This is a genomic window from Bradyrhizobium sp. NBAIM03 (assembly GCF_020194055.1).
Lineage (GTDB): Bacteria > Pseudomonadota > Alphaproteobacteria > Rhizobiales > Xanthobacteraceae > Bradyrhizobium > Bradyrhizobium yuanmingense.
The window spans coordinates 16,707-36,881 of record NZ_JADYVS010000044.1; the positions used below are offsets into that span (position 1 = coordinate 16,707).

Consider the following 20,175-nt stretch of genomic DNA (forward strand, 5'->3'; position numbering starts at 1 on the left):
GGCAATGGTGTCTTGCCAAGCGCGCAACGCCGCTCTAGCACTCCGGCGCCGTCATTCCGGGGCGCGCGAAGCGCGAGCCCGGAATCCATAACCCCGGCTGGTGGCTATGGATTCCGGGCCCGCGCTAAGAGGCGCGTCCCGGAATGACGAGAGAGGATCGAAAAGGACACGACCATGGCGACCCACAAACTGCTGCTGCTTCCCGGCGACGGTATCGGCCCCGAGGTGATGGGCGAGGTGAAGCGGCTGATCGACTGGCTCAATTCGGCCGGGATCGCGAAGTTCGAGACCGACACCGGCCTCGTCGGCGGCTCCGCCTATGACGCGCACAGGGTGTCGATCTCCGAAGGCGACATGGCCAAGGCCAAGGACGCCGACGCCGTGATCTTCGGCGCGGTCGGCGGTCCGAAGTGGGATGCCGTGCCTTACGAGGTGCGCCCGGAAGCCGGCCTCTTGCGCCTGCGCAAGGATCTCGCGCTGTTCGCCAACCTCCGTCCCGCCGTGTGCTATCCGGCGCTGGCGGATGCTTCCAGCCTGAAGCGCGAGGCGGTCGAGGGCCTCGACATCGTCATCGTGCGTGAGCTCACCGGCGGCGTCTATTTCGGCGAGCCGAAGACCATCACCGATCTCGGCAACGGCCAGAAGCGCGCCATCGATACCCAGGTCTACGATACCTATGAGATCGAGCGCATCGGCCGCGTCGCCTTCGAGCTTGCCCGGAAGCGCAAGAACAAGGTGACGTCGATGGAGAAGCGCAACGTCATGAAATCGGGCGTGCTCTGGAACGAGGTCATGACTCAGGTCCACAAGCGCGAATACCCCGATGTCACGCTCGAGCATCAGCTCGCCGATTCCGGCGGCATGATGCTGGTGAAATGGCCGAAGCAGTTCGACGTCATCGTGACGGACAATCTGTTCGGCGACATGCTCTCCGACATCGCGGCGATGCTCACCGGCTCGCTCGGCATGCTGCCCTCGGCCTCGCTCGGCGAGGTCGACGTCAAGACCAAGAAGCGCAAGGCGCTGTACGAGCCCGTGCACGGCTCGGCCCCCGATATCGCCGGCAAGGGCCTCGCCAATCCCATCGCGATGATCTCGTCCTTCGGCATGGCGTTGCGCTATTCTTTCGACATGGGCGATCTCGCCGACAAGGTCGACCAGGCCATCGCTGCCGTGCTGGCCAGCGGCCTGCGCACCGCCGACATCAAGTCGGAAGGCACCACGGCCGCTTCCACCACGCAGATGGGCGAAGCGATCCTGAAGGAATTGCAGAAGCTGCACGCGTAAGGCGGGAAGAATCGTAGCCTAGATGGAGCGAAGCGAAATCCGGGTTCTCACCCCGTGGACAGACCTTCCCGGATTGCGCTTCGCTCCATCCGGGCTACGGCCTCATTGGAAACCGCCTCATGGATACACCCCGCCCCAAGATCGCGGAAACCGTCATCCATGAGACGGTGCGCCTGCGCGAGGCGCAGGTCGGGCGGCGTTGCGAGGTGCTTGCGGGCACGCGCATCGAATATGCTTCGCTCGGCGACTACTCCTATCTCGGCGAGAATTGCGACGTCGCCGACGCCGTGATCGGCAAGTTCACGGCGATCGCCAACTCGGTGCGGATCGGTGCGCCAAACCACCCGATGGGCCGTCCCTCGCAGCACCGCTTCACCTACGTCCCCGAATATTACGAGGCGGGCGCGACGCGCGACCGCGACTTCTTCGCAGGTAGGCGCGGCGACCGGGTGATCGTCGGCAACGACGTCTGGGATCGGCCACGCCGCCATCCTGCTGCCGGGCGTGAGCGTCGGCGATGGCGCAGTGATCGCCGCAGGCGCCGTCGTTAGCCGCGATGTCGAGCCGTACACCATCGTCGGTGGCGTTCCCGCCCGTCCCATCCGCAAGCGCTTTGACGATACCGTTTCCGCAAGCCTGCGCCGCATCGCCTGGTGGGATTGGCCGGATGCGCTGATCTTCGAACGCCTCAGTGATTTCCGCTCCGAGGCCATCGAAGAATTTTGCCGGCGCTACGATCCGGCAGCCAATGCGTAAGACGGACGCATCTCGCGAAAAACAAAAATGGCCGGGCGTGAGCACCGGCCATTTTGATTCGGTCGTGACGCCCGCCTCAGTACAGCGGGAAGTTCTGCGGATAGCCGCCGACATCCTGCGGCGGGGAGAGCGGCTGGCGGTCGATCGGCCGGTTGAGGTTCTCGCGGGCGAAGGACGGATAGCCCACGGCCGGGGGGAAGGCGTAGTCGGTGAACTTGCGGTCGCCCGGATTGACCTCGGTGCCGCCATCGAGCCAGGAGCGCTTGCTCACATAGAGGCGGGTGCGGCCCTGTTGATAGACCGTGTTGGGGCCGCTCGGGCCGTAATAGGGCCGGCCGCGGTCGTCATAGCGCTGCTTGGTCCTGGTGTCGGCGGAAGCCGGGGTCGCGAACGCAACGGCCATTGCGGCGCCCGCCGCAAGCAATGTCGCCAGTTTGTTCGCGGCAGAAAATTTCAAGCTCATCACGTCCCCTTCAGGCGGCAGGCCGCCAGTCGATTTCACCCCATACTAGCCCGGCCGGGGCGGACGCAACTAGGTCAATTGGGTCACACCAGCTCGGAATAATCGTGCGCGCCGGCAAAAGCTGCATGCAAACCAGCTACTTGAGCTTGATGCAGAATCCTTGATGCAAGTCAAAGCGCTCCGCGCAATTGCGCGTTCGCTGCGCCCAGCAGCCAGTCCGGCGAGCCCTGAGGGTCACAGCCGCGGCGCCTGAGCTCGGCATGGGCGAACAATTCCGCCAGCCTCGGCTCGTTGCCCGAGGCCAGCAGCGTCAGCCGGTTCAGCGTGCAGGCGATCGCCGCGCGGCGGGCGGGCAAGCTGTCGCCCTGGCAGGAGAAGCCGGAGATCTGCAAGGCGGGCTCCTCGTAGCGCTTGAGATAGCCGAGGCAGGCCCGCGTCCCCTCTGTCGCGCCGACCGGCCGGAACAGGGCGACGGGGCCGAATTTGCTGTCAATCAGGCCGGCCTGCTCGAGCGGGGCATCTGCACCCAAACCCATCCGGGCGGCCAAACCCGCGGCCGCCGGCCGTGTCACGTCGAATTCGGCGCCTTGGCGGTAGATTTCGAGTTCGGCCACCGGCTTGTCCGCCATATCGGTCCAGCGCAGCACGTCCCTGCGGCCGCCCTCGGAATGCCTAAAGATGACGTAAGAGGCTGTTTTTTCTGATGAATCGATCCGGCTGACGGCGAAGGCCGGATGCGAGCGGTCGGCGATGCTCCAGCCCGGTCTGTCCGCCGGACCATCGCCACGCAGGTCAGGCAGCTGTCCCAGGCCTGCGAGGGCGAGGATGGCAAACAGGGCGAGCGCCCCCACATAGGCGACCAGATGCGCCAGCGTGCCAACGACCTCGTCGGCCAAGGCCAAGAGCGTCAGCTGGATCTGGGTAGGGCTAACGGCCGTGCTGGCCTCAGGCGACTGCATCCACGTCCCTAAGGCATGGTCTTAACGTTGTCTTGAGTCCGGTTCTCGCATAGAAGCGCTGCTCTTCCTGTTTAAGCGTCAGCTTCGGGAACGGGCTTTTTCATCGGAGAGTGAACGATGGGTTACAAAGTCGCAGTCGTCGGCGCGACCGGCAATGTCGGTCGGGAAATGCTCAACATCCTGGATGAGCGCAAATTCCCCGCGGACGAGGTCGTGGCCCTGGCGTCGCGCCGCAGCGTCGGTGTCGAAGTCTCCTATGGCGACCGCACCCTGAAGGTCAAAGCGCTCGAGCATTACGACTTCTCCGACGTCGACATCTGCCTGATGTCGGCGGGTGGGTCGGTGTCGAAGGAATGGTCGCCGAAGATCGGCGCCGCCGGCGCTGTGGTGATCGACAATTCCTCGGCTTGGCGCATGGATCCGGACGTGCCGCTGATCGTGCCCGAGGTGAATGCGGCCGCGACCGAAGGCTTCAAGAAGAAGAACATCATCGCCAACCCGAACTGCTCGACCGCACAGCTCGTGGTGGCGCTCAAGCCGCTGCACGAGAAGGCGACGATCAAGCGCGTCGTGGTCTCGACCTATCAGTCGGTGTCGGGCGCCGGCAAGGACGCAATGGACGAATTGTTCTCGCAGACCAAGGCCGTCTACACCAACGACGAGCTGGTCGCGAAGAAATTCCCCAAGCGCATCGCCTTCAACGTCATCCCCCACATCGACGTCTTCATGGAGGACGGCTACACCAAGGAAGAGTGGAAGATGATGGCGGAGACCAAGAAGATCCTGGATCCCAAGATCAAGCTGTCCGCCACCTGCGTGCGCGTGCCTGTGTTCGTCGGCCATTCCGAGGCCGTCAACATCGAGTTCGAGAATCCGATCACCGCCGATGAAGCGCGCAACATCCTGCGCGTGGCGCCCGGCTGTCTCGTCATCGACAAGCAGGAGCCCGGCGGCTACGCCACGCCCTATGAAGCGGCCGGCGAGGACGCGACTTACATCAGCCGCATCCGCGAGGACGCGACCGTGGAGAACGGTCTCGTGCTCTGGTGCGTGTCGGACAATCTGCGTAAAGGCGCCGCCCTCAACGCGATTCAGATCGCGGAAGTGCTGATCAACCGCAAGCTGATAACCGCCAAGCAGAAGGCGGCGTAAGGGGCTTACATCGGCCGGACTTCGACCACGTCAGGCACGAAGTGCTTGAGCAGGTTCTGGATGCCGTGCTGGAGCGTCGCCGTCGATGACGGGCAGCCGGAGCAGGCGCCCTTCATGTTGAGATAGACGATACCGTCCTTGAAGCCGCGGAAGGTGATGTCGCCGCCGTCATTGGCGACGGCCGGCCGCACCCGGGTCTCGATCAGGTCCTTGATCATGTCGACGGTCTCGGCGTCGGCCTCGTCGAAGAACTCGTCCTCGTCGTCGAGATCGGCCTCGCTTGTGGCCGTGCCGTCGGCCAGCAGCGGCGCGCCCGACATGTAGTGCTCCATGATGGCACCTAGGATCGCGGGCTTGAGCTGCTGCCATTCACCGCTCGCCTTCGTCACGGTGATGAAGTCCGATCCGTAGAACACGCCGGTGACGCCGGGCACCTCGAACAGCTTCTCAGCGAGCGGGGAGCGCGCCGCCGATTCGCGGCTCGAAAATTCCATCGGGCTGCCGTCGACCACGACGCGGCCGGGAATGAACTTCAGCGTGGCGGGATTGGGGGTGGCTTCGGTTTGAATGAACATGGTTTTCTCCAGACGTCGCCGGTTCAAGGCCGGCGCGTGCTCTATCCCCTAGCAGATGGCGACGGCTAACGCACGGTCAAGGGGAGGCGGGATATTAGCTCATAAAAATCAGTGGGTTGGCCTTGCCCTCCCCTGGAGGGGTCCGGGACGAGCGTAGCTCGCCCGTGGTCGATCGCGCGCAGCGCGAGCGGGGTGGGGTGATCTCTCCACTCGGGCAGTGTCGGATGTGGAGAGACCGTCACCCCACCCCGTCTCATGCCTCGCTTCGCTCAACATGAGCCGACCCTCCCCTCCAGGGGAGGGTAAGATGCATCGTCGCTAGGACAGCGAATCCACGCTCTCATCGCTCAGGGCACCCGAGATGATCGTCACCGGCACCGGGAACGTGCCGAGCGCATGCGCGAGCAGCGAGACCAATGGCCCCGGGCCCTCCGCGCCGGGATTTGCGGCGAGCACCAGCATGGCGATATCAGGATCCTCGTCGATCACTGCGAGCAGCTGTTCCATCGCGCTGCCTTCGCGAATGACGCGCTCCGGCGTGATGGCGGCGATGCCGTTGGCGCGCCCGGCGGCGCGGTCGAGCGCGGCTTCGGCGGCTTCCTGTGCCTCGGCGCGCATGATGTCGGCGACCCCCAGCCATTCCTGGCTCTGCTGCTCAGGCTCGATGATGCGCAGCATCACCACGCCGCCGCCGGCGCGAATCGCCCAGCGGCTGGCGTAATAGACGGCGCGATCCCATTCGGCGCTGTCGTCGACGATGACGAGGCATTTGGGCTTGTGACCCGGCTCGTAGCAAAGTCGCTTGCTGGTCATGCATGTCCCGGATTGTGCACGGGGAGCATGCTGCCACACTCCCGCGATGTTTGGGAGGGGCGAAGCGGCCGGCGCCGTGGCGCCAGCCGGTATCGCGAAGCGCGCCCTAGCGCCGGCGAATGAAGCCGACGATGTCCTTGGAGAGCTTCATGGTCTCGTCGGCGATCGCGCGCGCCCGGTCGGATCCGTCGTTCAGGATCGCCTCGATGTGGCCAGGGTCGGCGACGAGGCGCTTCATCTCGCCGGCGATCGGCGCGAGCTTGGTCACGCACAGCTCCGCCAGCGCGTTCTTGAAGCTGGAGAACTGGCCGCCGCCGAACTCGCGCAGCACGTCCGCCTTGGAGCGGCCGGACAGCGCGGCGAAGATGCCGACGAGATTGTCGGCCTCGGGCCGCGCTTCCAGGCCCTTCTCTTCCGTCGGCAGCGGCTCCGGATCGGTCTTCGCCTTGCGGATCTTCTGCGCGATGGTGTCGGCATCGTCGGTGAGGTTGATGCGCGAATTGTCGGAGGCGTCCGACTTCGACATCTTCTTGGTGCCGTCGCGCAGGCTCATCACGCGCGTTGCCGGACCCGTAATCAAGGGTTCCGGCAGCGGGAAGAACAGCCCGTCATTGACGCCCTGCGCGCGGATCGAGTCGCCGAAGTCGTTGTTGAACTTCTGCGCGATGTCGCGCGAGAGTTCGAGATGCTGCTTCTGGTCCTCACCCACGGGAACGTGGGTGGCGCGGTAGAGCAGAATGTCGGCCGCCATCAGCACGGGATAGTCGAACAGGCCCACCGAGGCGTTCTCGCGGTCCTTGCCGGCCTTCTCCTTGAACTGGGTCATGCGTCCCAGCCAGCCCATGCGCGCGACGCAGTTGAAGATCCAGGCGAGCTCGGCATGGCCCGAGACCTGGCTCTGGTTGAACACGATGTGCTTCTTCGGATCGATGCCGGCCGCGATGAACGCGGCGGTCACCTCGCGGGTGTTGCGCGCGAGCTCGACCGGCCCGCCCCAGACGTCCACCCCTTGCGTGATCGCGTGCATGTCGACGACGCAATAGATGCAATTGTGGGTTTCCTGCATCTTCACGAAGTTGACGATGGCGCCGAGGTAATTGCCGAGGTGCAGATTGCCCGTCGGCTGGACGCCCGAAAAGACCCGTTCAACGAATGGCATGGTCAGCCTTCCCATAGGTATTCGGCCGTCGTTTCCAACAGCGGCGCTGCCCCGTCAAGGGTCTTTCGCGGAGGCCGTGGTCTAGCTGGGCCGTTTCAATGCGTTAACCGCCTCGCGCCAGGAGGCGGCACCGAGGATCTGCAGCAACAGGCCGTAGACGGCGATCCCGGCTGCGATCTGCACACCCAGCACAATGAAGTGGATGAGCCCATGGGCGCCGGCCGGCACCAGACCCGCGGTCAGCCAGAGCAGGGCGCCCATAGCGATCGCGGCCAGCACGATCCGCGGCAATCGCGTGCGGGCCGCCGCGTCGATCGAGAAGCCGAACTCGCCCGCGCCCTTGCGGAGCAGCGCGAGCGCGCTGCTCCAGGCGCCAGCCGCGATGCTTGCCGCGATTCCGCTTGCGCCAAAGACATGACCGAGCAGAACCGCGAGCACGACCGTCACCACGAAGCCCTTGGCGGTCGCGAGCAGCGGCGTCATCGTGTCGCTGCGGGCATAGAACGCCGGCGACAGCGCCTTGATCAGCACATGCGCCGGCAGGCCCAGCGCCAGCCACATCAGGGCACGCGCGGTGGCCGCGCTGTCCGCCGCACCGAACGCGCCATGCTCGAACAGCAGCCCCACGATCGGCTCGGCGAGCACGATCAGGCCGAGGGTGGCCGGCAGTGCCAGCCCGGCGGCAAGCTCCAGCGCGCGGGATTCGGCATGCGCCACCGCGTCGCGATCGGAGCTCGCGACGGCGCGCGTCAGCTCCGGCACCAGCACGGTGCCCATGGCGACGCCGACGATGCCGAGCGGCAGCTCGATCAAGCGGTTGGCGAAATAGAGCCAGGACACCGCGGACGGCGTTGCGGACGCGATGATCGCACCCGCCACCATCAGCCATTGCGGCCCCGAGCTTGCGATCATGCCGGGGATCGCCTTGGCGAAGAAGCCGCGCATCTCCTTGTCGAAACTCGCGCGCAGCGGTGTCGCAAGGCGCGCGCTTCGCTGCGACAGCAGCATCAAGAGTTGCAGCAAGCCGGCGAGGCCGACGGTCGCTGCCAGGATCCAGGCGGCGAAGCCGGCGTCTGCATGCCAGACCAGCAGCATCGCGATCGCGGCGATCAGCGCAATGTTGAACAGCAGTGGCGAGAACGCCGTCAGCGCGAAGCGTCCCTGCGCATTGAGCAGCCCCATCAGCACGGTGACGGGACCGGCGAAGGCGAGGTAAGGCAGCATCAGCCGCGCGTTCTGAACCGCGAGATCGAGCGTGCCACTGCCGAGGAATCCCGGCGCGATCACCGTCATGATCAGCGGCATCAACAATGCGAGCAGGAGTGAGATCCCGATCAGGGCCGTGCTGACCGTGCCGATCACGCGCCCGGCGAACGCCGCGGCTTCCGCCACCCCGTCGCGGTCCCGCACCCGCAGCCAGGCTGGGATCAGCGCCGCGTTCAGCGCGCCCTCGCTGAGCAGCCGCCGCACCACGTTGACGAGCTGGAACGCCGCCAGAAACGCATCCGCCACGGCGCCGGTGCCGAGCAGCGCCGCAATCAGGGAATCGCGGGCGAAACCCAGCAGGCGCGAGGCCAGCGTTCCCGTCGAGACGGTCAGGAAGGAGCGGATCATGCTCTCGAAAATACCGTTGCTTGCCCGCCAAGGCCCGGTCGTGATAGGCCGCGAGCTTGGATTTCAGGCCGACAGGAAGCGGATTTCCGGTTAGATCGCAATCCGGCAAACAGGATCAAGGTGAATGGCTGACGTGAAATATGACGTTCTCGGCATCGGCAACGCGCTGTTCGACGTGCTGGTTAGGACCGACGAGGCCTTTCTGGCCAAGCATGGCATGGCGAAGGGCAGCATGTCGCTGATCGACGAGGCGCGCGCGGCCGCCATCTACAAGGACATGGGTCCGGCGACCGAGGTCTCGGGCGGTTCGGCCGCCAACACCATCGTCGGTATCGGCAGCCTGGGGGCGCGCGCCGCCTATGTCGGCAAGGTCAAGGACGACCAGATCGGCAAGCTCTACGTGCACGACATTCGCGCCGCCGGCGTCGCCTTCAACACGCCGGCCGCCAAGGACGGCCCCGCCACCGGCTGCTCCTACATCCTGGTCACCGGCGACGGCGAGCGCACCATGAACACCTATCTCGGCGCGGCGCAGGACCTGTCGCCCGCCGACATCGATCCGGCCGAGATTGCCGGCGCAGGCATCGTCTACCTCGAAGGCTATCTCTGGGACCCCAAGAACGCAAAGGAGGCCTTCGTCAAGGCGGCCAAGATCGCCCATGACGCCAAGCGCAAGGTGGCGCTGACGCTGTCGGATTCCTTCTGCGTTGATCGTTATCGCGACGAGTTTCTCTCGCTGATGCGAGGCGGCACCGTCGACATCGTGTTCGCCAACGAGTCTGAGCTGCACTCGCTCTACATGACCTCGGACTTCGACACCGCGCTGAAGCAGCTGCGCAACGACGTCAATCTCGGCGTCGTCACCCGCAGCGAGAAGGGCTGCATGGTGGTCTCGTCCGAGGATGCCGTCGCAGCGCCGGCCTTCCCGGTCGAGAAGGTGGTCGACACCACCGGCGCCGGCGACCTGTTCGCCGCCGGCTTCCTCTACGGCCTCGCGCGCAACTTCGGCTACAAGCAGTGCGGCGAGCTCGGCGCGCTCGCCGCCGCCGAAGTCATCCAGCACATCGGCGCGCGGCCTCAGGTATCGTTGAAGGAGCTGGCCGAGCAGCGCGGGCTGACGGCGTAAGAAATTATCTCTGCCTCCACGATGCGGTCGGCATAGCGACCGCACTTTGCCGGCGTGCCGCGTAGAACGAGGCGCTCTCTCTGGCTCCTGATCAAAAAAACGGCTCCGAGCCGAATGGCCGGAGCCGGGATCTTGGGCTTCTTCGCTTCTCAGTACTTGGCCATCATCGGCCCGCCGAACTTGTAGTTCAGGCCGGCCCGCACGGTATGGAAGGTGAGGTCCTGCGAGATGCGTTCGACGTAGTTGGAGCCGGGCGGAGCAAAAGTGCTGCCGGGCACGTAGGTCGATGTGTAATCCACGCCGCCGAGATCGGTGTAGAGATATTCGAGCTTAACCGTCCAATTCGGCACGAAGGCGTGCTCAACGCCGGCGCCGACCGTCCAGCCGACCTTCGTCTCGGACACCGAACCCGTCTTGGTATAACCATTGGACGAGGTGAGATCCCAGCTTCCCTTGACGCTGCCGACGGCCAGACCGCCGGTGACGTACAGCAGGGTCTTGTCGACCGCATAGCCGGCGCGGCCGCGAACGGTCACGAGCCAATCGTTGCGGATGCTTTCGTCGAATGTGCGGATCACCGGCGGATTCGCTCCGGTGAAAACGGTGCGCGCACCGATATCTGTTGCGTTGGCGTCGGCTTCTACACCCAGAACCCAAGCACCGGTCTGCCAGTTCGCGCCGATCTGAAGACCGCCGATAGCGCCGGCCGGATCGAGGCGGCGATTGCTCAGCGCCACAAACTCGTTCCTGAACGCTACGCCTTCCACGGCCCAGCTGCTGGTGGGATCGAGCACGGTGCCGAGATCCGACTGCCCCCAAGCGTAACCCGCATTCACGCCCACGTAAAAACCGGTCCAGTTATAGACGGCTACGGCGGTCGCTGGTGCCTTGAAGGGCTTGGCCGCGAGATCTGCAGCGCTTGCCGAGCCGACGGTTGCAAATCCAATTCCTGCAACCAGGATGGTCCTCCAAGCCAATTTCATGGCATTCTCCCTAGATCAACAATCGATCAAGTCAGGACACGACCGTAACATTGTACTGCCGCCGATGGCTGTGCCGGGCCTGCCACAGGTGATCGACATTGAACGCGCGTGGGAGACGCCACAAGCAGAATGAATGGCGCACCTGTCCAAATAGCTGGAACTAAGGGTGCCGCGCAGCATCCGGCGGCGTAACGCTCGTCATCCCCGTCATTGCGAGCGCAGCGAAGCAGTCCAGAATCTCTGCGGGGAGACAGCTGGATTGCTTCGCTGCGCTCGCAATGACGATGTAGGCAGGCGCGGGCCTCAATCAAAACTGTCATCGCCCGGCGAAGACCGGGCGATCCAGTACTCCGAGCGGCTGTGATGGATCGAGAAGCCGCGGCGTACTGGATTCGCCTGCGGGGGGAATGACGGTCGTTGTATATGGAGAGCGTTCAACACTTTCACGCCGTCTTCGCCGCCTTCAATCCGAGCCGCTGCTCGACTGCCTCGCGCATCAGGAATTTCTGGATCTTTCCGGTCACGGTCATCGGAAATTCGTCGACGAACTCGACGTAGCGCGGGATCTTGTTGTGGGCGATCTGGCCCTCGCAGAAGGCACGTACTTCCTCAGCCGTCAGTTGCTCGCCCGCTCTGACACGAATCCAGGCGCAGAGCTCCTCGCCGTAGCGGGTATCGGCGACGCCAAAGATTTGCACGTCCTGGATCTTGGGATGGCGATAAAGAAACTCCTCGATCTCGCGCGGATAGAGGTTTTCGCCGCCGCGGATCACCATGTCCTTGATGCGGCCGACGATGTTGCAATAGCCTTCGTCGTCGACGGTGGCGAGATCGCCGGTATGCATCCAGCCGTTGGCGTCGAGCACGTCGGCTGTCTTTTCCTTCTCCTCCCAATAGCCCAGCATGATGCTGTAGCCGCGGGTGCAGAGCTCGCCGCGTTCGCCCCGCTTGACGATCTTGCCTTCGAGGTCGACGACCTTGACCTCGACATGCGGGTGGATGCGGCCGACCGTGGAGACGCGCCGCTCGAGCGGATCGTCGGTTGCGCTCTGGAAGCTGACCGGGCTGGTCTCGGTCATGCCATAGGCGATGGTGACCTCGCGCATGTTCATTTCGGTGTTGACGCGCTTCATCACCTCGATAGGGCAGGGCGCGCCGGCCATGATGCCGGTCCGCAGCGATGTCAGGTCGAAGCCGGCGAATTCGGGGTGATCAAGTTCGGCGATGAACATCGTCGGCACGCCGTAGAGCGCCGTGCATTTCTCCTGCTCGATGGTGCGCAGCGTCGCGAGCGGGTCAAAACCCTCGCCAGGATAGACCATTGCGGCGCCGAGCGTCACGGAGGCAAGGTTGCCCATCACCATGCCGAAGCAATGATAGAGCGGCACCGGAATGCAGATGCGGTCCTGTTCGGTGAGGCGCATCGCGCGGCCGACGAAATAGCCGTTGTTGAGGATGTTGTGGTGGGTCAGCGTCACGCCCTTCGGTGATCCGGTCGTGCCGCTGGTGAACTGGATGTTGACGGGATCGTCGAACTGCAGCTCGGCGCCGAGCGCGGCCAATTGCTGACGGTGCCGGTCGCCACCCATCTGCGCGACCTCGTCGAAGGCAATTGTGCCCGGTGCGGCCGGGCCGCCGATCTGGATGACATTGCGGAGGGCCGGCAGCCGTGCCGCTTGCAGCTGTCCGAGCCTGGCGGATGACAGCTCCGGCAATAGCGTGTTGAGCATCTCCATGTAGTTGCTGGTCTTGAACGCCGTCGCGGTGACGATCGCCGCGCAGCCGACCTTGCGAAGGGCAAATTCCAGCTCGCTCAGGCGATAGGCAGGATTGATCGTCACCAGGATCAGGCCGGCCTTGGCGGCGGCGAACTGGGTCAGCGTCCATTCCGGTCGGTTCAGCGACCAGATGCCGATCCGCTGGCCCCGCTCGAGTCCGAGCGCGAGAAAGCCGGCGGCGAGCGCATCGACCCGTTCGGCGAATTCCGACCAGGTCCATCGCACCCCGTGGCTGGGCGAGACCAGCGCTTCGCGATTGCACCAGCGCTGCGCGGCCTGGTCGAGACTCCGGCCGATCGTGTGGCCGAGCAGCGGCGCGTCCGAGATGCCGCAAACGTAGCTGTCCGCTTTGTCCGCCAAGTCGAAATCCTTTCGTGAGTGATGATCGGCACACTCTACCCGTCGTCATGCCCGGGCTTGTCCCGGGCATCCACGTTCTTTGTGCCGCGTGGCAAGTCGTGGATGGCCGGGACAAGCCCGGCCATGACGTCAGGTGAGAGGTTGCGAGTCACGCCGCCTTCTGCCCGCTTCCGGCAGCATCGAGCCCGGCATAAACGCCGCGCTCAAAGCCCGCGAACGCCTCCAGGCATTTCGCATCCGCGAACGGCAGCAGCTGCATCAGGATGACGCCGGTGACGTCGCGCGCCGGATCGATCCAGTAATAGGTGTTGGCAAGGCCTGCCCAGGCGAGGCTGCCGGCGCTGCGGCCCTCGGCGGTCTTGGCGGTGTTGATCATGAAGCTGAGGCCCCACTTCTTCACCTGCTCAGGATAGAGATCGACGTCGTTGGTGTACATCGGCGCCGCCGTCGTCATCTTGCCCATAGCGAGATCGCCGATGTGGTTCTGCCCCATCGTCGCGACCGTCTCGGCTTTCAGCACCTGGTTGCCGTTGCCGCGCCCCTTGTTAAGGATCATCTGGGTGAACTTGATGTAGTCGCCCGCCGTCGAGTACAGGCCGCCGCCGCCCATGTGGAATTCCGGCTCCTGCTCCAGCTCGAACGGGATCGCTGCCAGCTGGCCGTCCTCGCCGCGCGCATGCATGCCGACCAGGCGCTTGCGCATGTCGTCGCTGATCTTGAAAGCGGTGTCCCGCATGCCGAGCGGCGCGAACAGATTGTCGCGCAGGTACGCGTCGAGCCGCTTGCCGCTGGCGGCCTCCACCGCCTTGCCGACGAAATCGATGTTGGTGCCGTATTCCCAACGCGTGCCGGGGTCGGACATGATCGGCGTCTTCAATGCCGCGTTCTGGCAGGTGGTGATGGCGGGAATGCCGTTCTTGTCCAGATAGACCGCGAGATCGCCGTTCCACATGTTGTAGCAGAAGCCGGCGGTGTGGGTCATGAGCTGGCGCAGCGTGATCGGTCCTTTGGCCGGCCGCAGCTTCGCCTCGCCATTGGCGTCAAAACCTTCGAGCACCTGCGGATTGGCGAGCTCCGGCAAGACATCGCCGATCGGCGCATCCAGCGACAGCTTGCCCTGCTCGACCAGCTGCATGGCACCCGCTGTGGTCACCGCCTTCGTCATGGAGGCGATCCAGAACACGCTGTCGACACTCATCGCATCGGGCTTGGACAGATCGCGCTTGCCGAACGCGCCCTGATACAGCACGTCTTGACCACTGGCCGCGATGGCGACGACGCCCGGAATCTCCTTGGTCTCGCTCTTCTGACGCAGAATCTCATCGATCTGGGCTGGGCTTTGCATGGCGTTTCCTCGGGTTTGATTATTGTTGGAAGTGATCGATTGTCTTCCCGGATCTCCGGCGCGGCAAGCGCCATCTATGTACCTGCACCGGTCGCGATGTCGTGACTTGACGGTCTTGATCCAACGCAGGACGACAACGAGGCTGAGCGCGTACGCTCTTCTACAATCTGCGGTGGATCGGCGTGTCTCGCCTCACCTTGGATGGGTTGCTCGCGATATGCTTTGTGGTTCTCGAACCCCTGAAACATTTCGTGAGCTGCCGCGTTCAGCACCCGGCCCGATCGACGAGCCGTTAAGACTTGATGCAAATGTGCCGGCCGTGGATGGGCGGCGAGGGGGACCTCAGATGATTTCGACCTGGAGCGAATGGAAGCGCTATCCCCGTCCGGGACGTGGCGAGAACCTGGAGGCGCCGATTTCGCCGGGGATCTACGAGGTCCGCGTCGCCGGTACCGGCGCCCTTTATTCCTTCGGGGCGGTGGACAATCTGGCGCAGGCGCTGGCGCTGCTGCCGGTCGGCTCGAAGTCATGGTTCGGTCGCCGCGACACCTCGTCAGTCCCCGATTTAGAGTACCGGACCTGCGCGACGTCCACGAAAGCGGATGCCAAGGCCGCCGCGGAGCGCATGATCGGCCGCCGCGAGACCTATATGAGCGGCGCGGCCTAAGGCCGCTGCCAGTTTAGCTGCCATCTGACGTGCGTTTGCAGGGCGGTGCATTGCGCACCGTCTGTCCCTATATTGCGGCCGATCCGATCGCCGCCAGGGAGAAACGCCATGACCCAGACCGCCGCCGCACGCGCCCCGCAAGCCACCGCCACCCTGCGCGACCGGTTGAAGGACCCCTCGCTGCTGAAGGAGGCCTGCTACATCGACGGCGCCTGGGTCGGCACGCCGGTCTTCGCCGTCAACAATCCCGCCACCGGCGTCGAGCTCGCAAAGGTGCCGCAGCTTGGTGCTGACGACACCACCCGGGCGGTGGAAGCTGCCGAGCGCGCCTTTCCGGGCTGGGCCAAGCACACTGCAAAACAGCGCTCGAACATTCTGCGCAAATGGTTCGAGCTGATCACGGCCAATCGCGAGGATCTCGCGCTGATCCTCACCTCCGAGCAAGGCAAGCCGCTCACCGAGGCGCTGGGCGAGGTCGATATCGGCGCCGCCTATATCGAGTTCTTCGCCGAAGAAGCGAGGCGCGTCTATGGCGAGACCATCCCGACCCAGCGGCCCGATGCGCGCCTGCTCGCCATCAAGCAGCCGATCGGCGTCTGCGGTGCGATCACGCCGTGGAATTTTCCGAACTCGATGATCACCCGCAAGGTCTCGCCGGCGCTGGCGGCCGGCTGCACCGTGGTGCTCAAGCCCGCCAATGAGACGCCGCTGTCGGCGCTGGCACTGGCCGTGCTTGCCGAGAGGGCCGGCATCCCCAAGGGCGTGCTCAACATCATCACGGGCGATGCGCCGCCGATCGGCAAGGTGCTGTGCGAGCATCCGGCGGTGCGCTTCGTCGGCTTCACCGGCTCCACCGCCGTCGGCAAGATCCTCTATCAACAGGCCTCGGTCGGCGTGAAGCGGCTCGGCCTCGAGCTCGGCGGCAATGCGCCGTTCATCGTGTTCGACGACGCCGACATCGATGCTGCGGTCGAGGGCGCCATCGTCTCGAAATACCGCAACATGGGCCAGACCTGCGTCTGCGCCAACCGCATCTACGCCCAGGACAAGATCTACGACGAGTTCGTGCAGAAGCTGTCGAAGAAGGTCGCGGCAATGAAGATCGGCGACGGCACCGAGAGCGGCGTGACGCAGGGCCCGCTGATCAACATGAAGGCGGTCGACAAGGTCGAGCGCCACATCGCCGATGCCGTCAAGCGTGGCGCCAAGGTCGTCACCGGCGGCAAGCGCAGCGAGCTGGGGCGCTCCTTCTTCGAGCCGACGGTGCTCGCCGACGTCAAGCCGGACTCGCTGGTGTCGCAGGAGGAGACCTTCGGCCCCCTCGCACCCGTGATCCGTTTCAAGGACGAGGCCGACGTCATCGCGATGTGCAACGCCTCGCCGTTCGGCCTCGCCTCGTACTTCTATTCCCGCGATATCGGCCGGGTCTGGCGTGTCGCCGAGGCGCTGGAATCGGGCATGGTCGGCGTCAACACCGGCCTCATCACCACCGAAGTCGCGCCCTTCGGCGGCGTCAAGGAAAGCGGCCTGGGCCGCGAAGGCTCCCGTCACGGCATGGAAGAATATGTCGAGATCAAATACGTGATGATGGCGGGGGTGTAGGCCGGCCGTTGTCGTCGCGAATGTGAGCCGGGCAGGAATGCTGGAGGGGCCGACCGGCCTCTCCACGTCATTGCGAGCGGAGCGAAGCAATCCAGAATCCCTCCGCGGAAAGACTCTGGATTGCTTCGCTGCGCTCGCAATGACGGAGCTGCGGTAACAGTCGGGCCTAAATCTTCAGCTCTGTCCCCGTCACGCGCCGATACGCTTCCAGGTACCGCTTGCTGGTCGCGTCCACCACGCTGGCCGGCAGCGGCGGCGGCGGGGCGTCGCCGTTCCAGCGGCCGGCGCGGCGCTCGACGTCGAGATAGTCGCGCAGCGGCTGCTTGTCGAAGCTCGCCTGCGGCTGGCCCGGTCTGTAGGCGTCGACCGCCCAGAACCGCGACGAATCCGGCGTCATCACTTCGTCGATCAGGATGATGCGGCCGTCCTTGTCGCGGCCGAACTCGAACTTGGTGTCGGCGATGATGATACCCTGCTCGCGGGCGAGCTCCTCGCCGAGCGTGTAGATCGCGCGCGTCATGCTCTCCAGCGTGTAGGCCACCTCGTCGCCGACCACCGCGCGCATCTTCCCGATGGTGATGTTCTCGTCATGGCCGCTCTCGGCCTTGGTCGCGGGGCTAAAGATCGCCGGCTCCAGCTTCTCGCTCTCGATGAGGCCCGGCTTCAGCTTCTCGCCGGCCAGTGTGCCGCTCGCGGCATATTCCTTCCAGGCGGAGCCCGAAAGATAGCCGCGGATCACGCATTCGATCGGAAACACGGCGGTGCGCTTGCACAGCATGGCGCGGCCGAGGATCTCGGCGCGGTGCGGCTGCAACGCCGGCACGGCCGCAATGATCTCGTCGGTGTCGGCGCTGATCATGTGATGCGGCACCACGCCTTCGAGCTCATTGAACCACCACGCGCTGATCTGGGTCAGCACCGCGCCCTTCATCGGGATGGTCTCGCCCATCACCACATCGAAGGCGCTGATGCGGTCGGTGGTGACGAGCAGCAGGCGGTCGTCGTCGACGGCGTAGATATCGCGCACCTTGCCGCGTCCGATCTTGGATAGAGGCAGGTCGCTGGAGAGCATGGTGGTCATCGGCAAAGCCTTCGCACAGGACATCCGGCCGCGTCTGATGGCGCGGCCGGACACCGGATTAGCCTATTCCGGCAGCGGAATGAACTCGTGTTCCTGCGGAACTGCGGCGAAGCGCCCGGTTTTCCAGTCCTGCTTGGCCTGCTCGATCCGCTCCTTGCTGGAGGAGACGAAATTCCACCAGATGTGGCGCGGGCCTTCCAGCGCATCGCCGCCGAGAAACATCATTCGCGTCGCCTTCAGCGCCTTCACGGTGATGCGGTCACCGGGCCGGAAGATCAGCAGGCGCGGCCCCTCATAGCGCTCGTTGGCGATCTCGACCTCGCCGTCGACGACATAGATCGCACGCTCCTCATGATCGGGGTCGAGCGGCACGCTCGCGCCCGCGAGCGCCGTGACCTCGGTGTAGAACCAGGGCGAGACCATCGACACCGGCGAGGCGATGCCGAAGGCGGAGCCCGCGATCACCCGCGCGGTGAAGTCGCGCTCGGAAATCATCGGCAAATCGCCTGCCGCATAATGCTGGAACGACGGCGCGATCTCTTCGGAGCCCGCCGGCAGCGCGATCCAGCTTTGCAGGCCGAGCATCTTCTGGCCCGAGGCGCGCTGCGCGTCCGGCGTGCGCTCGGAATGCGCGATGCCGCGCCCGGCCGTCATCAGGTTCATCGCGCCGGGAGCGATCTCCTGGACGTTGCCCTCGCTGTCGCGATGCATGATTGCGCCGTCGAACAGATAGGTGACGGTGGCAAGCCCGATATGCGGATGCGGCCGCACGTCCATGCCCTTGCCGGAGACGAACTGCACCGGGCCAAAATGGTCGAAGAAGATGAAAGGCCCGACCATCTGCCGCTTGCCGTGCGGCAACGCCCGGCGCACCGCGAACCCGTCACCGAGATCGCGCGTGCGCGGCACGATGACGAGATCGAGCGCATCGCAGGACATGGGATCGCCGAGCACGGGATCGTTCGAGGGCTGCCAGCTCATGGGGGGACTCCTTTGGCTTTGTTGAACGCGACGCTAGCAGGATTTGGCGTCGCCGTCGCGACAAAGCTCCGCTAACCCTTGCATGCGGATCGTCCTTGAAAAACCGGGCGCAACGAACGATGTTCGGCTGCCTTCAACCGCGACCGTTCGCCCCAGCCGATGACCCTTGCCGCAACCGAACTTGCCTTCCGCGCTGCCAGCGTCGCGCTGCTATTGGTGCTGGCGGCGTCATTGCTCTCTGATTTCCGCAATGTGCTCGCGGCCCGCCTCGGCGCGGCCTTCGCGCTAGGCTCGGCGGCGCATGCCGCGAGCTATTCCATCGGCGTGTCGTCGCTCGTTCCAATCTGGCACGCGCCGCTGATTGCACTGTCGACCGGCAACATCGTCGTGTTCTGGCTGTTCACGCGCGCGCTGTTCGACGACGAGTTTCGGCTACGCTGGTGGCATGGTTTGATCTGGGCCGCGGTGACCGCCTTCAGCTTCGTCGGATGTCTCTGGATCGCGCCGGGCGGCAACGCGCGGTTCTCCGTGACGGCAATGAACCTGATCGTGCTCGGCTTCATCGCGCTCGCGGTGGTGCAGACGATCGGATCGTGGTCCGCCGATCTGGTCGAGCGTCGCCGCCGCCTGCGCGTCGTCATCGTCTGCGCCGCCGCACTCTATGGCGGGTTGAATGCGCTGCTCCAGATCCTCGTTGCCTTCAGCGCGAGCGATGTCGCCGACACCATCAATACAGGCGTGCTCGCCTGCATCGTTGCCGCGATCGCCTACGCAATGTTGCGAGTCGATGGCGCCGATCTGTTTCCGATTGCGCCAGAGCCCGCACCCGCGATCGCGCCGATCCAGCCTTTGGCCGAGGACTCCGACCAGAAACTCATCGATGCCCTGATGCGCCTGATGGCGGACGAGCGGATCTATCGCCAGGAGAACATTACCATCGGTGTGCTGGCGGGCCGGCTCAGGATTCCCGAATACAGGCTGCGCCGCCTGATCAACCAGCGGCTCGGCTATCGCAATTTCAATGTGTTCCTGAACAACCACCGCATCGAGGAAGCCAAGGCCGCGCTCGCCGATCCCTCCCAGGCCGAGGTCCCCGTCATCACCATTGCCATGGACGCCGGCTTCCAGTCGCTGGGACCATTCAACCGCGCCTTCAAGGCGGTGACAGGCGTAACGCCGACCGAGTACCGGCGGTTGAAGACGAGTGCGGCTTGATCTTTCTTTACCTCTCCCCGCTTGCGCGGAGAGGTCGGATCGCTCTTGCGATCCGGGTGAGGGGGTACGGGTCCGTCGGCAGTCTCGCGTGCGGAGAGGCCCCTCACCCCAACCCTCTCAGCGCGAGCGAAGCTCGTCGCGGCCCCGTAAGAACGGGCGAGGGAGCGCACCACCGCTGTGACGGCACGGTACCTCTAAGAATTTGGAATGGCTTCACAATTCCAAAATCGGCCAGCCCGCCCCGATTTCAACCAACCCC

The 20,175-nt window shown here is 64.8% G+C and carries 17 protein-coding genes and 1 pseudogene; 7 read left to right on the plus strand and 11 right to left on the minus strand.

The window, feature by feature from the left end; translation table 11 throughout:
- Positions 1–174: 174 nt before the first annotated feature.
- Both leuB and I6F21_RS35880 read left to right on the plus strand, forming a co-directional pair.
- The gene (gene leuB / locus I6F21_RS35875; protein WP_225184216.1) at positions 175–1,287 is read left to right on the plus strand and encodes a 3-isopropylmalate dehydrogenase; all 1,113 of its coding nucleotides are present in this window, start codon (positions 175–177) and stop codon (positions 1,285–1,287) included.
- Between the two features lie 119 nt (positions 1,288–1,406).
- Positions 1,407–2,043: pseudogene (locus I6F21_RS35880) on the plus strand (DapH/DapD/GlmU-related protein).
- 76 nt (positions 2,044–2,119) lie between these two features.
- Here I6F21_RS35880 and I6F21_RS35885 read toward each other — a convergent pair.
- Both I6F21_RS35885 and I6F21_RS35890 read right to left on the minus strand, forming a co-directional pair.
- Positions 2,120–2,506: a hypothetical protein gene (locus I6F21_RS35885; RefSeq protein WP_036024148.1), complete on the minus strand. Its 387-nt coding sequence runs from the start codon at positions 2,504–2,506 to the stop codon at positions 2,120–2,122.
- A gap of 170 nt (positions 2,507–2,676) precedes the next feature.
- Positions 2,677–3,465, minus strand: coding sequence for a hypothetical protein (locus I6F21_RS35890; RefSeq protein ID WP_225184217.1), 789 nt, complete (start codon positions 3,463–3,465; stop codon positions 2,677–2,679).
- Between the two features lie 117 nt (positions 3,466–3,582).
- Between I6F21_RS35890 and I6F21_RS35895 the strand changes: the two genes are divergently transcribed.
- Positions 3,583–4,617 carry an aspartate-semialdehyde dehydrogenase gene (locus I6F21_RS35895; protein ID WP_036002717.1) on the plus strand — a complete coding sequence of 345 codons (1,035 nt, stop codon included), beginning with the start codon at positions 3,583–3,585 and terminating at the stop codon, positions 4,615–4,617.
- 5 nt (positions 4,618–4,622) lie between these two features.
- On the opposite strand, the gene I6F21_RS35900 is transcribed toward I6F21_RS35895, so the two are convergent.
- From I6F21_RS35900 to murJ, 4 genes are all read right to left on the minus strand, one after another.
- The gene (locus tag I6F21_RS35900; RefSeq protein ID WP_036038709.1) at positions 4,623–5,192 is read right to left on the minus strand and encodes a NifU family protein; all 570 of its coding nucleotides are present in this window, start codon (positions 5,190–5,192) and stop codon (positions 4,623–4,625) included.
- 318 nt (positions 5,193–5,510) lie between these two features.
- A complete protein-coding gene (locus tag I6F21_RS35905) occupies positions 5,511–6,005 on the minus strand; it encodes a universal stress protein (protein WP_036002710.1) in 495 nt (164 codons plus the stop codon).
- A 106-nt stretch (positions 6,006–6,111) separates the two neighbouring features.
- Complete coding sequence (gene trpS, locus I6F21_RS35910; RefSeq protein ID WP_036002766.1) at positions 6,112–7,164, minus strand: tryptophan--tRNA ligase; 1,053 nt, start codon at positions 7,162–7,164, stop codon at positions 6,112–6,114.
- Positions 7,165–7,245: 81 nt separating this feature from the next.
- Entirely contained in the window at positions 7,246–8,778 is a 1,533-nt protein-coding gene (gene murJ, locus I6F21_RS35915; RefSeq protein ID WP_225138418.1) for a murein biosynthesis integral membrane protein MurJ, read from the minus strand.
- 124 nt (positions 8,779–8,902) lie between these two features.
- Between murJ and I6F21_RS35920 the strand changes: the two genes are divergently transcribed.
- The gene (locus tag I6F21_RS35920) at positions 8,903–9,904 is read left to right on the plus strand and encodes an adenosine kinase (RefSeq protein WP_109142029.1); all 1,002 of its coding nucleotides are present in this window, start codon (positions 8,903–8,905) and stop codon (positions 9,902–9,904) included.
- A 149-nt stretch (positions 9,905–10,053) separates the two neighbouring features.
- On the opposite strand, the gene I6F21_RS35925 is transcribed toward I6F21_RS35920, so the two are convergent.
- The 3 genes from I6F21_RS35925 to I6F21_RS35935 all read right to left on the minus strand — a co-directional run bounded on the left by I6F21_RS35925 (position 10,054) and on the right by I6F21_RS35935 (position 14,370).
- On the minus strand, positions 10,054–10,887 hold the full coding sequence (locus tag I6F21_RS35925) for an outer membrane protein (RefSeq protein WP_225184218.1): 834 nt from the start codon (positions 10,885–10,887) through the stop codon (positions 10,054–10,056).
- Between the two features lie 443 nt (positions 10,888–11,330).
- On the minus strand, positions 11,331–13,025 hold the full coding sequence (locus tag I6F21_RS35930) for an AMP-binding protein (protein ID WP_225184219.1): 1,695 nt from the start codon (positions 13,023–13,025) through the stop codon (positions 11,331–11,333).
- A 148-nt stretch (positions 13,026–13,173) separates the two neighbouring features.
- Positions 13,174–14,370 carry a serine hydrolase domain-containing protein gene (locus I6F21_RS35935; protein WP_225184220.1) on the minus strand — a complete coding sequence of 399 codons (1,197 nt, stop codon included), beginning with the start codon at positions 14,368–14,370 and terminating at the stop codon, positions 13,174–13,176.
- A gap of 346 nt (positions 14,371–14,716) precedes the next feature.
- Here I6F21_RS35935 and I6F21_RS35940 point away from each other — a divergent pair, with 346 nt between their 5' ends.
- Positions 14,717–15,037 carry a hypothetical protein gene (locus tag I6F21_RS35940; protein WP_036002694.1) on the plus strand — a complete coding sequence of 107 codons (321 nt, stop codon included), beginning with the start codon at positions 14,717–14,719 and terminating at the stop codon, positions 15,035–15,037.
- Between the two features lie 108 nt (positions 15,038–15,145).
- Entirely contained in the window at positions 15,146–16,639 is a 1,494-nt protein-coding gene (locus I6F21_RS35945) for an NAD-dependent succinate-semialdehyde dehydrogenase (RefSeq protein ID WP_225184221.1), read from the plus strand.
- 166 nt (positions 16,640–16,805) lie between these two features.
- On the opposite strand, the gene I6F21_RS35950 is transcribed toward I6F21_RS35945, so the two are convergent.
- Together I6F21_RS35950 and I6F21_RS35955 are read right to left on the minus strand one after the other, a co-directional pair.
- Positions 16,806–17,720 (minus strand): phosphoribosylaminoimidazolesuccinocarboxamide synthase, encoded by a 915-nt coding sequence (locus I6F21_RS35950; protein ID WP_225184222.1) that lies wholly within the window; start codon positions 17,718–17,720, stop codon positions 16,806–16,808.
- A gap of 63 nt (positions 17,721–17,783) precedes the next feature.
- The gene (locus tag I6F21_RS35955; RefSeq protein ID WP_036024106.1) at positions 17,784–18,701 is read right to left on the minus strand and encodes a pirin family protein; all 918 of its coding nucleotides are present in this window, start codon (positions 18,699–18,701) and stop codon (positions 17,784–17,786) included.
- Positions 18,702–18,860: 159 nt separating this feature from the next.
- Between I6F21_RS35955 and I6F21_RS35960 the strand changes: the two genes are divergently transcribed.
- Positions 18,861–19,916: a helix-turn-helix domain-containing protein gene (locus tag I6F21_RS35960; RefSeq protein WP_225184223.1), complete on the plus strand. Its 1,056-nt coding sequence runs from the start codon at positions 18,861–18,863 to the stop codon at positions 19,914–19,916.
- Positions 19,917–20,175 lie beyond the last annotated feature (259 nt).

Coding starts and splice junctions, on each gene's coding strand:
- trpS (WP_036002766.1), bottom strand. CDS start 7,164: ATGCCATTCGTTGAACGGGTCTTTTCGGGCGTCCAGCCGACGGGCAAT.
- I6F21_RS35945 (WP_225184221.1), top strand. CDS start 15,146: ATGACCCAGACCGCCGCCGCACGCGCCCCGCAAGCCACCGCCACCCTG.
- I6F21_RS35955 (WP_036024106.1), bottom strand. CDS start 18,701: ATGAGCTGGCAGCCCTCGAACGATCCCGTGCTCGGCGATCCCATGTCC.
- I6F21_RS35925 (WP_225184218.1), bottom strand. CDS start 10,887: ATGAAATTGGCTTGGAGGACCATCCTGGTTGCAGGAATTGGATTTGCA.
- I6F21_RS35895 (WP_036002717.1), top strand. CDS start 3,583: ATGGGTTACAAAGTCGCAGTCGTCGGCGCGACCGGCAATGTCGGTCGG.
- I6F21_RS35905 (WP_036002710.1), bottom strand. CDS start 6,005: ATGACCAGCAAGCGACTTTGCTACGAGCCGGGTCACAAGCCCAAATGC.
- I6F21_RS35940 (WP_036002694.1), top strand. CDS start 14,717: ATGATTTCGACCTGGAGCGAATGGAAGCGCTATCCCCGTCCGGGACGT.
- murJ (WP_225138418.1), bottom strand. CDS start 8,778: ATGATCCGCTCCTTCCTGACCGTCTCGACGGGAACGCTGGCCTCGCGC.
- leuB (WP_225184216.1), top strand. CDS start 175: ATGGCGACCCACAAACTGCTGCTGCTTCCCGGCGACGGTATCGGCCCC.
- I6F21_RS35890 (WP_225184217.1), bottom strand. CDS start 3,465: ATGCAGTCGCCTGAGGCCAGCACGGCCGTTAGCCCTACCCAGATCCAG.
- I6F21_RS35885 (WP_036024148.1), bottom strand. CDS start 2,506: ATGAGCTTGAAATTTTCTGCCGCGAACAAACTGGCGACATTGCTTGCG.
- I6F21_RS35960 (WP_225184223.1), top strand. CDS start 18,861: ATGACCCTTGCCGCAACCGAACTTGCCTTCCGCGCTGCCAGCGTCGCG.
- I6F21_RS35920 (WP_109142029.1), top strand. CDS start 8,903: ATGGCTGACGTGAAATATGACGTTCTCGGCATCGGCAACGCGCTGTTC.
- I6F21_RS35900 (WP_036038709.1), bottom strand. CDS start 5,192: ATGTTCATTCAAACCGAAGCCACCCCCAATCCCGCCACGCTGAAGTTC.
- I6F21_RS35935 (WP_225184220.1), bottom strand. CDS start 14,370: ATGCAAAGCCCAGCCCAGATCGATGAGATTCTGCGTCAGAAGAGCGAG.
- I6F21_RS35950 (WP_225184222.1), bottom strand. CDS start 17,720: ATGACCACCATGCTCTCCAGCGACCTGCCTCTATCCAAGATCGGACGC.